The organism is Burkholderia sp. Se-20378 (assembly GCF_017104665.1).
Taxonomy (GTDB): Bacteria; Pseudomonadota; Gammaproteobacteria; order Burkholderiales; family Burkholderiaceae; genus Burkholderia; species Burkholderia lata.
Genome location: NZ_JAAGPG010000224.1, coordinates 1 through 13,365 on the forward strand (window position 1 = coordinate 1; position 13,365 = coordinate 13,365).

At 64.3% G+C, this 13,365-nt stretch carries 10 protein-coding genes and 2 tRNA genes; 8 read left to right on the plus strand and 4 right to left on the minus strand.

Annotation, left to right across the window (positions count from 1 at the left end):
- Positions 1-200, minus strand: a 200-nt coding sequence (locus G3N93_RS22090) for a glycerate kinase (protein WP_206133950.1), incomplete at its 3' end; no start/stop codon positions are given.
- A 388-nt stretch (positions 201-588) separates the two neighbouring features.
- On the opposite strand from G3N93_RS22090, the gene tig reads away from it, so the two are divergent.
- The 7 genes from tig to G3N93_RS22125 all read left to right on the plus strand — a co-directional run bounded on the left by tig (position 589) and on the right by G3N93_RS22125 (position 9,385).
- Positions 589-1,935, plus strand: coding sequence for a trigger factor (gene tig, locus G3N93_RS22095; RefSeq protein ID WP_174941210.1), 1,347 nt, complete (start codon positions 589-591; stop codon positions 1,933-1,935).
- Positions 1,936-2,075: 140 nt separating this feature from the next.
- Complete coding sequence (gene clpP, locus G3N93_RS22100) at positions 2,076-2,729, plus strand: ATP-dependent Clp endopeptidase proteolytic subunit ClpP (RefSeq protein WP_010092137.1); 654 nt, start codon at positions 2,076-2,078, stop codon at positions 2,727-2,729.
- Between the two features lie 164 nt (positions 2,730-2,893).
- On the plus strand, positions 2,894-4,165 hold the full coding sequence (gene clpX / locus G3N93_RS22105; protein ID WP_006489345.1) for an ATP-dependent Clp protease ATP-binding subunit ClpX: 1,272 nt from the start codon (positions 2,894-2,896) through the stop codon (positions 4,163-4,165).
- Positions 4,166-4,362: 197 nt separating this feature from the next.
- Positions 4,363-6,786, plus strand: a complete 2,424-nt coding sequence (lon, locus tag G3N93_RS22110) for an endopeptidase La (protein WP_011352361.1) — start codon at positions 4,363-4,365, stop codon at positions 6,784-6,786.
- A 203-nt stretch (positions 6,787-6,989) separates the two neighbouring features.
- Positions 6,990-7,065 (plus strand) — tRNA-Val (locus tag G3N93_RS22115).
- Between the two features lie 23 nt (positions 7,066-7,088).
- Positions 7,089-7,165, plus strand: a tRNA-Asp gene (locus tag G3N93_RS22120).
- A gap of 285 nt (positions 7,166-7,450) precedes the next feature.
- A complete protein-coding gene (locus G3N93_RS22125; RefSeq protein ID WP_206133951.1) occupies positions 7,451-9,385 on the plus strand; it encodes a SurA N-terminal domain-containing protein in 1,935 nt (644 codons plus the stop codon).
- Between the two features lie 73 nt (positions 9,386-9,458).
- Here the strand turns inward: G3N93_RS22125 and G3N93_RS22130 are convergent, their stop codons facing one another.
- Complete coding sequence (locus G3N93_RS22130; RefSeq protein WP_174941207.1) at positions 9,459-10,133, minus strand: arylesterase; 675 nt, start codon at positions 10,131-10,133, stop codon at positions 9,459-9,461.
- On the opposite strand from G3N93_RS22130, the gene G3N93_RS22135 reads away from it, so the two are divergent.
- Positions 10,132-10,845: an ABC transporter ATP-binding protein gene (locus tag G3N93_RS22135; protein ID WP_206133952.1), complete on the plus strand. Its 714-nt coding sequence runs from the start codon at positions 10,132-10,134 to the stop codon at positions 10,843-10,845. The genes G3N93_RS22130 and G3N93_RS22135 overlap by 2 nt on opposite strands.
- A 68-nt stretch (positions 10,846-10,913) precedes the next feature.
- Here the strand turns inward: G3N93_RS22135 and pgi are convergent, their stop codons facing one another.
- Both pgi and G3N93_RS22145 read right to left on the minus strand, forming a co-directional pair.
- Positions 10,914-12,536: a glucose-6-phosphate isomerase gene (gene pgi, locus G3N93_RS22140; protein ID WP_174941203.1), complete on the minus strand. Its 1,623-nt coding sequence runs from the start codon at positions 12,534-12,536 to the stop codon at positions 10,914-10,916.
- Positions 12,537-12,647: 111 nt separating this feature from the next.
- The coding region (locus tag G3N93_RS22145; RefSeq protein ID WP_206133953.1) for an NAD(P)H-hydrate dehydratase at positions 12,648-13,365 on the minus strand (718 nt) is incomplete at its 5' end.

The window sequence follows — 13,365 nt, forward strand, 5'->3', positions numbered from 1 at the left end:
TGCCGGTGGCCCCCGCCAGCCAGCATCGCGTCGAGCGTGCCTTCGCCGCCGTCGGCCATCGGGCAGCAGCGCACGACAGCGTCGGGCCGGGCGCGGCGGATGCCGGTGGCGATCGCGTCCGCGACCTGCTCGGCGGAAAGCGAGCCTTTGAACGAATCGGGCGCGATGACGACGACAGGCGCGGACGGGTGTTGCGGCATGGTGTCTCCGGATGGCGTGATTGGTGTGAAGAATATTGGGGCCGCGACGGCGGCGACCCCTCAATCGGAGCTTACAGGATGGCGGGCCCGTGGTGGATACGGCGTTCGGCATAGCGGCGATCCGCTTGCATTGCCGTGCAAAGGGCCGTTGACGCGGCGCAGACGCATGTGCATCGCGCCGATCTGGCGGTGTGATGAAAATTGTTTGCTAGAATAGTCGATTCTTCCGGCCAAAGCCGTGCTCCGAGCCGCTTGCGCTAGCCATCCGGCGCGTGCAGGGATGGCGTGGCGCTCCGGCGCGGCGAGTGGATGTGATGCACATCCCGCCGCAGGCAGGCACGGCAAGGAAAACCCGATTCGCTCGAATAATTTTAGGACGATTGAAGCCATGGCTAACGTTGTTGAGAACCTCGGCAAGCTTGAACGCCGCGTGACGATTTCCCTGCCGAAAGACACCGTGCAGAAGGAAATCGACGCCCGTATCCAGAAACTCGCGAAGACCGTGCGCATGCCGGGTTTCCGCCCGGGCAAGGTGCCGGTGAAGATGGTCGCGCAACAGTATGCGGGCCAGGTCGAGGCAGAAGTGCTGAGCGACAAGATCGGCCAGGAATTCTTCACGATCAGCCGCGCGGAAAACCTGCGCGTCGCTGGCCAGCCGAGCTTCGAGCCGAAGCAGGAGCAGGCTGAAGGTGCATACGCATTCGACGCGACGTTCGAGGTGTATCCGGAAGTGAAGATCGGCGATCTGGCGACGGCTGAAGTCGAGCGCTCGACGACGTCGATCGGCGACGCCGAAATCGACCGCACGCTGGACATCCTGCGCAAGCAGCGCGTGCACTTCCACGCACGTGGCGAAGCCGGCGAGCACGGCGACGGCGGCGCGGACACCGCAGCGAAGAACGGCGACCGCGTGACGGTCGACTTCGTCGGCAAGATCGACGACGTCGCGTTCCAGGGCGGCACGGCTGAAGATTTCCCGTTCGTGCTCGGCGAAGGCCGCATGCTGCCGGAATTCGAAACGGCAGCGCTGGGCCTGAAGGACGGCGAATCGCGCACGTTCGACCTGGCGTTCCCGGAGGATTACCACGGCAAGGACGTCGCGGGCAAGACGGCGCAATTCACGGTCACGATGAAGAAGATCGAGTGGCCGCACCTGCCGGAAATCGACGGTGAATTCGCGAAGTCGCTCGGCATCGAAGACGGCGATCTCACGAAGATGCGCGGCGAGATCAAGGAAAACCTCGAGCGTGAAGCGAAGCGCCGCACGCAGTCGATCGTCAAGAACCAGGTGATGGACGCGCTGCTGAAGATCTCCGAACTCGACGTGCCGAAGGCGCTGATCGAGCAGGATCAGCAACGCCTCGTCGAAATGGCTCGCCAGGATCTGGCGCAGCGCGGCGTGCCGAACGCGAAGGACGCCCCGATCCCGGCCGAGATGTTCACCGAGCAGGCGGAACGCCGCGTGAAGCTGGGCCTCGTGCTGGCCGAGCTCGTGAAGTCGAACGGCCTCGAAGCGAAGCCGGAACAGATCCGCGCGGAAGTCGACGAGTTCGCCAAGAGCTACGAAGACCCGAAGGAAGTGGTCCGCTGGTATTATTCGAACCAGCAGCGCCTCGCCGAGATGGAAGCGTTCGTCGTTGAAAGCAACGTCGTCGATTTCGTGCTGGGCAAGGCGAAGGTGACGGACAAGGAAGTGAGCTTCGAAGCACTCGCGAGCGCATCGGCGCAAGCGTAAGTGTTGCTCTAGCGGCGTGCCGGCTGTCGGAGCGACGGCCCGCACGCCGTTTTTACGTCAAGCGCACGGTTGCCATTAATATGGCGATTGAGCGGGCGGCTTCCTTCCGTTCAATTTTCCATTCGAACAAGGTTCATTGAATGATCACTCGCGCTGAATTGCTGGACATGCTTGCTTCGAACGCGCCGCAGGGTTTCGAGGCGCAAGCGCTGGGGCTGGTGCCGATCGTCGTCGAAACGAGCGGCCGCGGCGAGCGTTCGTACGATATCTACTCGCGTCTCCTGAAGGAGCGCCTGGTGTTCATGGTAGGCGAAGTGAACGACCAGACCGCCAACCTCGTGGTTGCGCAGCTGCTGTTCCTCGAGAGCGAGAATCCCGACAAGGACATCAGCCTGTACATCAACAGCCCGGGCGGGTCGGTGTCGGCCGGCATGGCGATCTACGACACGATGCAGTTCATCAAGCCGGACGTGTCGACGCTGTGCATGGGCCTCGCGGCCAGCATGGGTGCGTTCCTGCTCGCGTCGGGTGCGAAGGGCAAGCGTTTCGCGCTGCCGAACTCGCGCGTGATGATTCACCAGCCGCTCGGCGGCGCGCGCGGCCAGGCATCCGACATCGAGATCCAGGCACGCGAAATCCTCTACCTGAAGGAGCGGCTGAACCAGTTGCTCGCGCAGCACACGGGCCAGGACGTCGAGCGCATCGCGCGCGACACCGACCGTGATAACTTCATGTCGAGCGAGGATGCGAAGGCGTACGGGCTGATCGATCAGGTGCTGCTGAAGCGCCCGTGAGATTAAGTGGGGTGCCGCCCCGATTCGTGCGGCGCCCCTGCGACGTCCCGAACGCCCTGAGCATCTGCGGCAAGCGCATCCAGCCGGCTCCGGTCGCGCCCTAGGCGCGGCGCTCGGAGCATTCGGCGTATCATGTCATTTACCTGTCCGGAGGCTCTACATTCATGGCGGACAAAAAAGGTTCGAACAGCGAGAAGCTGTTGTATTGCTCGTTTTGCGGGAAAAGCCAGCATGAGGTGAAAAAACTCATCGCGGGCCCGTCGGTGTTCATCTGCGATGAGTGCATCGACCTCTGCAACGAAATCATTCGCGACGAGGCGGCTGCCGCCGGCGTCGAGGCCAGCCTGTCCCGGTCGGATCTCCCGAGCCCGCAGGAAATTCGCGACATCCTCGATCAGTATGTGATCGGCCAGGAGCGCGCGAAGAAGATCCTCGCGGTGGCCGTGTACAACCACTACAAGCGCCTGAAGCATCTCGACAAGAAGGACGACGTCGAGCTGTCGAAGAGCAACATCCTGCTGATCGGCCCGACGGGCTCCGGCAAGACGCTGCTCGCGCAGACGCTCGCGCGGTTGCTCAACGTGCCGTTCGTGATCGCCGATGCGACGACGCTGACCGAAGCCGGCTACGTCGGCGAGGACGTCGAGAACATCATCCAGAAGCTGTTGCAGAACTGCAACTACGAGGTCGACAAGGCCCAGCGCGGGATCGTCTACATCGACGAAATCGACAAGATCAGCCGCAAGTCGGACAACCCGTCGATCACGCGCGACGTGTCGGGCGAGGGTGTCCAGCAGGCGCTGCTGAAGCTCGTCGAGGGCACGATGGCGTCGGTGCCGCCGCAGGGTGGCCGCAAGCACCCGAACCAGGATTTCATTCAGGTCGACACGACCAACATCCTGTTCATCTGCGGCGGTGCATTCGACGGCCTCGAAAAGGTGATCACCGATCGTACCGAGAAAACCGGTATCGGCTTCGGCGCGACGGTCAAGAGCAAGCAGGAACGCGACGCGGGCGAAGTGCTGCGCGAAACGGAACCGGAAGATCTGATCAAATTCGGTCTGATCCCCGAATTGATCGGCCGCCTGCCGGTGGTCGCGACGCTCGGCAAGCTCGATGAAGCCGCGCTGATGAAGATCCTCGTCGAGCCGAAGAATGCGCTCGTCAAGCAGTATCACAAGCTGTTCGCGATGGAGCGCGTCGAGCTGGAGATCCGGCCGGGCGCACTGCAGGCAGTCGCCCGCAAGGCGATCCGCCGCAAGACCGGCGCGCGCGGTTTGCGTTCGATCATCGAACAGGCATTGCTCGACGTGATGTACGAGCTGCCGACGATGAAAGGGGTCAGCAAAGTCATCATCGACGAGAACGTCATCGATGGCGACGGCAAGCCTTTGCTGATCTACGAGGACACGCCGAAGGTGGCGGGTTCGAACTGACCGGCTTGCCGACGATGTTCTGCGAAAAAGGCCGTTCATGAGACCGTGGGCGGCTTTTTTTCGTTTATCTTGTGGGTAACTCTGACTCGACACGCGGTGGTTACTTTCTTACCGAATATTTCCCGCACTTGAAGGCTTGCAATTCGTTGTGGCGGCCTCAATTACCGAACAATTGATTCCACTCATGGGGAAATGAAATGTCAGGCACCCAACTTCTCCCGCCGGAACGCATCACGCTCCCGCTGCTGCCGCTGCGGGATGTCGTCGTTTTCCCGCACATGGTGATTCCGCTCTTCGTGGGCCGGCCGAAATCGATCAAGGCCCTCGAAGCAGCGATGGAAGGCGGCAAGCACATCATGCTCGTCGCCCAGAAAACCGCGGCCAAGGACGAACCGACCGAAAAGGACATGTACGAGGTCGGCTGTATCGCCAACATCCTGCAGATGCTGAAGCTGCCGGACGGCACCGTGAAGGTGCTCGTCGAGGGCCTGCAGCGCGCGAAGGCGTTGTCGATCGAAGAGCAGGAAACGCAATTCTCCTGCGAAGTGATGCCGCTCGAGCCCGATCACGCCGACAGCGCTGAAACGGAAGCGCTGCGCCGTGCGATCGTGTCGCAGTTCGACCAGTACGTGAAGCTGAACAAGAAGATCCCGCCGGAGATCCTCACGTCGCTGTCGGGCATCGACGAAGCAGGCCGCCTCGCCGACATGATCGCCGAGCGCCTGCCGCTGAAGCTCGACCAGAAGCAGCACATCCTCGAGATGTTCCCGGTCATCGAGCGCCTCGAGCACCTGCTCGCGCAGCTCGAAGCCGAGATCGACATCCTGCAGGTCGAAAAGCGCATCCGCGGGCGCGTGAAGCGCCAGATGGAAAAGAGCCAGCGCGAGTACTACCTGAACGAACAGGTCAAGGCGATCCAGAAGGAACTGGGCGAAGGCGAAGAGGGCGCCGATCTCGAGGAACTCGAGAAGCGCATCAACGCCGCGCGCATGCCGAAGGAAGCGAAGAAGAAGGCCGACGCCGAGCTGAAGAAGCTGAAGCTGATGTCGCCGATGTCGGCGGAAGCCACTGTCGTGCGCAACTACATCGACACGCTGATCGGCCTGCCGTGGCGCAAGAAGAGCAAGGTCAACAACGACCTGTCGAACGCCGAGCAGGTGCTCGACGAGGATCACTTCGGCCTCGAGAAGGTGAAGGAACGGATCCTCGAGTATCTCGCGGTGCAACAGCGCGTCGACAAGGTCAAGGCACCGATCCTGTGCCTCGTCGGGCCCCCGGGCGTCGGCAAGACCTCGCTCGGCCAGTCGATCGCCCGCGCGACGAACCGCAAGTTCGTCCGGATGGCGCTCGGCGGCGTGCGTGACGAAGCCGAGATCCGCGGCCACCGCCGGACGTACATCGGTTCGATGCCGGGCAAGATCCTGCAGAGCCTCACGAAGGTCGGCGTGCGCAATCCGCTCTTCCTGCTCGACGAAGTCGACAAGATGGGCATGGATTTCCGCGGCGATCCGTCGTCGGCGCTGCTCGAAGTGCTCGATCCGGAACAGAACCACACGTTCGCCGACCACTACATCGAAGTCGACTTCGATCTGTCGGACGTGATGTTCGTCGCGACGTCGAACTCGCTGAACATCCCGCCGCCGCTGCTCGACCGGATGGAAGTGATCCGTCTGTCGGGTTACACGGAAGACGAGAAGGTCAGCATCGCCCAGCGTTACCTGCTGCCGAAGCAGAAGAAGAACAACGGGCTGAAGGAAGGCGAGATCGAGGTCACCGAGCAGGCGATCCGCGACATCATCCGCTACTACACGCGCGAAGCCGGTGTGCGTTCGCTCGAGCGGGAAGTGTCGAAGATCTGCCGCAAGGTCGTGAAGATGCTGCTGCTGAAGAAGGCATCGGGCGCGATCAAGGTCGACGGCGAAAACCTCGATACGTTCCTCGGCGTACGCAAGTACGACTTCGGCCTCGCGGCGAAGGAAAACCAGGTCGGTCAGGTGACGGGCCTCGCGTGGACGGAAGTCGGTGGCGATCTGCTGACGATCGAAGCCGCGGTGATGCCGGGCAAGGGCAACGTGATCCGTACGGGTTCGCTCGGCGACGTGATGAAGGAGTCGGTCGAGGCGGCACGTTCGGTCGTGCGCTCGCGTTCGCGTCGTCTCGGCATCAAGGACGAAGCGTTCGAGAAGCAGGACATCCACATCCACGTGCCGGAAGGTGCGACGCCGAAGGACGGTCCGTCCGCCGGTGGTGCGATGACGACCGCGCTGGTATCGGTGCTGACGGGTATCCCCGTGCGTGCCGATGTCGCGATGACGGGCGAAATCACGCTGCGTGGTGAAGTCCTGCCGATCGGTGGCCTGAAGGAGAAGCTGCTCGCAGCACATCGCGGTGGCATCAAGCTCGTGCTGATTCCGGAAGAGAACGTGAAGGATCTCGCCGAGATTCCGGACAACGTGAAGAACGCGATCGAGATCGTGCCGGTCCGCTGGATCGACAAGGTGCTGGAACTCGCGCTCGAGCGTTCGCCGACCCCGCTGCCGCCGGAAGAAGAGGCGAAGGCGGCGGCGCCGGTTGCTGACGCAGCGAAGGATGCCGGCTCGACGGAATTCGTCAAGCACTAAGCATCGGGGCACCGTCCTTCCTGACGGTTGTTCACGAAACCCGCGGCATGGCCGCGGGTTTTTTATGCGTATTGAAATCATGCGCGCGAGTGTTAAAAAAATTCACGTCAGGGCTTTGCAAAATGATCGGGGATCAATTAAACTTGCGGGCTCGCTGGTTGTTGATGCCGAAACGCAGATCGCAGCCAGAACGAATCGGAAACGGGTGCTTAGCTCAGCTGGTAGAGCGGCGCCCTTACAAGGCGTAGGTCGGGGGTTCGAACCCCTCAGCACCCACCAGTTTCCTGATTCAGCCAGACCAAGGAGCGGTAGTTCAGTCGGTTAGAATACCGGCCTGTCACGCCGGGGGTCGCGGGTTCGAGTCCCGTCCGCTCCGCCAGAAAATGAAGAAGCCCGCCTAGTGCGGGCTTTTTTATTTTCGATTCCGATTGGGAAACGTTTCGGGCGCGTAGTTGCCGAGTGAAGGGAGCCGGTTGCGTGGTCTGCAGGATGCAGGCGAGTCCCGTCCGCTTCGCCGCTCACGCGAAAATGCCTGCGCAACGCGGGCATTTTTGTTTTGTGCGCCTGGTTGTCGCGTCGTACTCGCCCGCAGTACGTCTGCTTTTCTCCCGTCCCACCCCGTATGTTGTAATATCGGTCGTTTTGTCCAATTTTCCCGTCACGCATGCTCGATTTCTTCCGTAATCACCAGCGCCTGATGATGGCGCTCCTGCTCCTGATCGTGTTGCCGGGGCTGGGTTTCGTCGGGATCCAAGGCTTCCGCGGCTTCTTCGACGATAGCGCGAACGTCGCGGCAGTCAACGGGCACAAGATCACGCGGGTCGAGTTCGACGGCGCGTTCCGCCAGCAGATCGACCAGGCGCGTCAGGCGCTCGGCGGGCAGTTCGACATCAAGATGTTCGATACGCCCGAGCACCGCAAGCAGGTGCTCGACGGCCTGATCCAGCAACGCGTGCTGGCCGACGAGACCCAACGTCTGCACCTGACCGCATCCGACAACGCCGTGCGCGACGCGCTGATGAGCGACCCGATGATCGCGTCGCTGAAGAAGCCCGACGGTTCGATCGACGTCGAGCGCTATGCGCAACTGCTGTCGTTCCAGGGGATGACGCCCGAGCAGTATCAGGAGCGCGTGCGCTACAGCCTCTCGCTGCAACAGATTCCGGCCAGCATCGTGTCGAGCGCATTCACGCCGAAGAGCCTCGCGCAACGCCTGTCCGAACTCGCCGCGCAGCAGCGCGAAGTGCAGGCGCTCGTGCTGAAGACGAGCGACTTCGCAGCGAAGGTCCAGCCGACCGATGCGCAGCTCGCCGCGTACTATGACGCGCACAAGCAGAGCTTCGCGACGCCGGAAACCGCGACGATCCAGTACCTGGTCTATTCGCCGGCCGCAGCGGCCGCGAGCGCGCAGCCGACCGATGCGGACATCAAGAAGTTCTACGACGACAACCCGACGCACTTCCGCACCGAAGCGCAGGTTCGCGTGAGCCACATCTTCATCGCCGCGCCGGGCAGCGCAAGCGCGGCCGACAAGGCGGCAGCGAAGACGAAGGCCGAGCAGCTGCTGGCCGACGTGAAGGCACACCCGGACCAGTTCGCGCAGATCGCGCAGAAGGGCTCGCAGGACGCGCCGTCGGCTGCGAAGGGCGGCGACCTCGGTTTCATCACGCGTGGCTCGACGGCGGGCGGCAAGGCGTTCGACGATGCCGCGTTCGCACTCAAGCAGGGCGACGTGAGCGGTGTCGTGCAGTCGGATCTGGGCTTCCACATCCTGAAGGCAACGGAAGTGAAGCCGGCCGCCGTCAAGCCGTTCGCTGACGTGAAGGATCAGATCGCAGTCGACCTGAAGCAGCAGTACGCATCGAAGGCGTTCACGGACAACGCAGAAGGCTTCACGTCCACCGTCTACGAAAAGGCGAAGACGCTGCAGCCGGCCGCGGACAAGTACAAGCTGACGATCCAGACGGCCACCGTCACGCCGACGCCGAATCCGCAGCTGCCGCCGACGAGCCCGCTGAACAATCCGAAATTCCTGGCCGCCGTGTTCGCGAACGACTCGGTGAAGAGCCAGAACAACACGCAGGCGATCGACGTCGGCAACAACACGCTGATCTCGGCGCGCGTGACCGACTACAAGCCGGCTGCCGTGCCCGCGCTCGACGCGATCAAGGACGTCGTGCGCCAGAAGGTCGTCGCCGAGCAGGCTGCGGAACTCGCGAAGAAGAATGGCGCGGCGAAGCTCGCCGAACTGCAGAAGTCGAAGTCGACGGACGGGTTCGCGGTCGCGCAGAAGGTCTCGCGCACGCAGTCGCAGGGCCTGACGCCGGCTGCACTGAGCGCCGTGTACAAGGTCGACGCGAAGACGCTGCCGGCGTACGTCGGTGTCGATCTCGGCGCGGACGGCTACGCGATCTACCGCGTGAACGCGGTGATCCCGGGTTCGGCGGTCGATCCGCAGCAACTGGCGGCCGCGCAGCAGCAGATGGCGCAGGTCGACGCGCAGAGCGAAGGCGAAGCGTATCTCGCCGCACTGCGTGATCGCTCGAAGGTGAAGCTGTACGGCTCGACGGCCGGCCAGTCGCAGGACGGCGACAACTGAGCGTCGTTTCGCATGCAACAAAAAAGCCCCGCTTCATGCGGGGCTTTTTGTTTTCCGAGGGGGGGCGGTGGTGTCAGCCGCGCGGCTTGCCGAGCAGCGGTTTCAGCGCCGGCCAGACGTTGTCGAGCAGAATGCCCTGCGCCTGCTGCGCGGGATGCATCTGGTCGGCCTGGAACAACTCCGGCTTGTTCTCGATGCCGGCCAGCAGAAACGGCACGAGCGGCACACCGAGATCCTTCGACAGCCGCGTATAGACGGCGTGGAACTTCTGCGTGTAGTCGGGGCCGTAATTGGGTGGCACGTACATGCCGACCAGCACGACCTTCGCCCGCGCCTGTCGTGCACCGGCGATGATGTCGCGCAGGTTCTGCTCGGTCGTAGCGAGCGGTACGCCGCGTAGCGCATCGTTCGACCCGAGCTCGACGACGACGATCGACGGCTTGAGCCGCTGCAGCACGGCGGGCAGCCGTGCACGGCCGCCGCTCGTGGTGTCGCCGCTGACGCTGGCGTTCGCGACGCTATAATCGATTCGCTCGGTCGTGAGTCGTTGCCGCAGCAATGCCACCCAGCCGGAGTCGCGTGGCAGCCCGTATTCGGCCGACAGGCTGTCGCCGAGCACGACGATCACGGGCTGGCCCGATGTCGCGGCCGGCGTCGTCGCAGCGCGTGCCGGTACGGTGGCGGCCAGCAGGGTGCCCAGCAGCGCGGCGAACGCCGCGCGTCTTTTCCAGCGAAATGTCGTGTCCATGTTCAAGATTACCGATCCGATCATCGAAGTCCATGACGTGTGCAAGCGGGTCGCCGATGCAACGGGCGAGCTGACGATCCTCGACGGCATCACGCTCGCCGTGCAGCCAGGCAGCAGCCTCGCGATCGTCGGCGCGTCGGGGTCGGGTAAATCGACGCTGCTCGGCCTGCTTGCAGGGTTGGACAGCGCGACGAGCGGCACGGTTCGCCTGCTCGGCCGCGCGCTCGACCAGCTCGACGAGGATGCACGCGCGGCGCTGCGCAACGGCGCAGTCGGGTTCGTGTTCCAGTCGTTCCAGTTGATGCCGCACCTGACGGCGCTCGAGAACGTGATGCTGCCGCTCGAGCTGCAGGGCGGCATCAGTGCGCGTGAGGCAGCCGATCGTGCCCGGGCGCTGCTCGGACAGGTTGGCCTCGGCGAGCGTACCGCGCATTATCCGAAGCTGTTGTCCGGAGGCGAGCAGCAGCGTGTCGCGCTTGCGCGCGCATTCGTCACGCGCCCGGCGATCCTGTTCGCCGACGAGCCGACCGGCAGCCTGGATGCAGCCACGGGCCATGCGGTCATCGACCTGATGTTCGAACTGAACCGCACGCATGGTGCCACGCTCGTGCTCGTCACGCACGATGTCGAACTTGCGCGCCGCTGTGCGACGACCGTGACGATCGACGCGGGACGCATCGTCGAGCCGCATGCGGAGCGGCGCGGCGCCTGATTTTTTCGGCCGGCCGCGCAGGCAGGGCTGCGCGGCCGGCATCGGCATGACGCCGTTGCGTCAGCGCTTCAACGCTTCAGCGCTGCGCGGGCGCGCTCGATCAGCGCGGTGGTCGACGAGTCGTGCTTTGCCGGATCGACCGACTCGGACGACAGGTCGGCTTCTACCACCTTGCCGAGAATCTTGCCGAGCTCGACGCCCCACTGGTCGAACGGATTGATGTCCCACACCGTTGCCTGCACGAGCACCTTGTGTTCGTACAGCGCGATCAGCGCGCCGAGCGTGCGCGGCGTCAGCGCATCGACGAGCAGCGTCGTCGTCGGGCGGTTGCCCGGGAACGTCAGGTGCGGCGCGAGCGCTTCCTTGCCCGGACCGGCGACCTTGCGCGCTTCGTCGAGCGTGCGGCCGAGCATCAGTGCCTCGCTCTGCGCAAAGCAGTTCGCCAGCAGCTTCGGATGATGGCTCGCGAGCGGATGCTCGGGCGTCAGCACCGCGATGAAGTCGATCGGCACGATCGTCGGCCCCTGGTGCAGCATCTGGAAGAACGCATGCTGGCCGTTGGTGCCCGGTTCGCCCCACGTGACGGCCGACGTCGGGTAGTCGACGAAGGTGCCGTCCAGACGCGCGGATTTGCCGTTGCTCTCCATTTCGAGCTGCTGCAGGTACGACGGCAGGTAGTGCAGCGCTTCCGAATACGGCGCGACGAGATAGCTCTGCGAACCGAAGAAATTCCGATACCAGATGCCGATCAGGCCGAGCAGCACGGGCAGGTTGCGCTCGAGCGGCGCTTCGCGGAAATGACGGTCCATGTCGTCCGCGCCGGCCAGCAGCTCGTCGAACTGCTCGGGGCCGATCGCGATCATGATCGACAGGCCGACTGCCGACCACAGCGAATAGCGGCCGCCGACCCAATCCCACATTTCGAACACGTTGTCGGCGGCGATGCCGAACTTCACGACTTCGGCCGGGTTCGCCGACACGCCGACGAAGTGCTTCGCGAGTGCGTCCTCGGGGCAGCCGCGCGCGACGAACCAGTCGCGCAGCGAGCGTGCGTTCGTCATCGTCTCAAGCGTCGTGAAGGTCTTCGACACGATGATCGCGAGCGTTTCCTCGGGATCGACCTGTTCGAGCACGCGCGCGAGATCGGCGCCGTCCACGTTCGACACGAAATGCGTGGTGATTTCAGGCGTCGCGACGTGGTGCAGCGCATGCACGACCATCTTCGGCCCGAGGTCGGAGCCGCCGATGCCGATGTTGATCACGTGGCGGATGCGCTTGCCGGTGTAGCCCGTCCACGTGCCGCTGCGCACGGCGCGCGCGAAGGTCGCCATCTTCGCGCGCTCGGCGCTGATCTGTGCGTGGAACGGCGCTTGCGGATCGGTCGCGCGCAGCGCGGTGTGCAACGCGGCACGGCCCTCGGTCGGGTTGACGATCTCGCCCGCGAACATCGCGTCGCGGCGCGCTTCGACGCCCGCGTCGCGCGCGAGCTGCACGAGCAGGCGCAGCGTGTCGTCGTTGATGCGGTTCTTCGAGAAATCGGCCGCGAGACCGCCGCCCGGAATCGTGAAGCGTTCCGCACGGGTCGGCGCGTGGTCGTTTTCCGGCGCGAACCAGTCGCGCAGCCGGGCGTGACGGATCTGTTCGAAGTGGGATTGAAGGGCAGTCCAGGCGGGGAGCGATTTCAGCGTCATGGCGGTTCGAGTGAAGCGTGAATCGGGAGGAATGCCGCGCCGGCTCATCGGGATCGGAAAGCCGGCGGACGAGAGGGCCCGCCGTGCGACGGGGCAGTCAGTATAGCGGCGTTATGTGTCGGCGCGCGGCGACGCATAAAAAAGGCGATTGATCAGCGTGCGCACCATCGGCGCGAGTTCGCTGGCCGTGAGTCCGGCCGGGCCGGTGCCGTGCGCGGTCAGCGTGTCGGCCGCGAGACCGTGCAGGTAGACGCCCGCGAGCGCTGCTTCGTACGGTGCGACACGCTGCGCGAGCAACGCGCCGATCAAGCCGCCGAGCACATCGCCGGTGCCGCCCGTGGCGAGCGCGGCGTTGCCGGTCGGATTGATCGTCACGCGGCCGTCGGGCGCCGCAATCACCGTGCCCGAGCCTTTCAGCACGACGTTCGCCGCATAACGCGCCGCAAGCGCCTGCGCGGCCGCGACACGGTCGCGCTGGATCGTCGCCGTGTCGCTGCCGAGCAGCCGGGCGGCTTCGAGCGGATGCGGCGTCAGCACGCACGGATTGCCGCGCGTACCGCGGGTGGCGACGGCGGTCGCGAGATCGGCATGTGTCGTGACGAGGTTCAGCGCATCGGCATCGAGCAGCGTCGCGGCATCGTGTGCAAGCACGTCGCGCACGAGTGTCGCTGCGGCTTCGCGCGTGCCGAGCCCGCAGCCGGCCGCGATGGCGGTCATCGCGCCGAGCTCGAGGCCGTCTGCCGGATGCAGCATCAGTTCGGGGAACGGCGGATCGTACGGCGGCGCGCCGGCGCCGAGGAAGCCGACGTGCACCTTGCCGGCGCCGGCG

Coding starts and splice junctions, on each gene's coding strand:
- tig (WP_174941210.1), top strand. CDS start 589: ATGGCTAACGTTGTTGAGAACCTCGGCAAGCTTGAACGCCGCGTGACG.
- clpP (WP_010092137.1), top strand. CDS start 2,076: ATGATCACTCGCGCTGAATTGCTGGACATGCTTGCTTCGAACGCGCCG.
- clpX (WP_006489345.1), top strand. CDS start 2,894: ATGGCGGACAAAAAAGGTTCGAACAGCGAGAAGCTGTTGTATTGCTCG.
- lon (WP_011352361.1), top strand. CDS start 4,363: ATGTCAGGCACCCAACTTCTCCCGCCGGAACGCATCACGCTCCCGCTG.
- G3N93_RS22125 (WP_206133951.1), top strand. CDS start 7,451: ATGCTCGATTTCTTCCGTAATCACCAGCGCCTGATGATGGCGCTCCTG.
- G3N93_RS22135 (WP_206133952.1), top strand. CDS start 10,132: ATGTTCAAGATTACCGATCCGATCATCGAAGTCCATGACGTGTGCAAG.
- G3N93_RS22130 (WP_174941207.1), bottom strand. CDS start 10,133: ATGGACACGACATTTCGCTGGAAAAGACGCGCGGCGTTCGCCGCGCTG.
- pgi (WP_174941203.1), bottom strand. CDS start 12,536: ATGACGCTGAAATCGCTCCCCGCCTGGACTGCCCTTCAATCCCACTTC.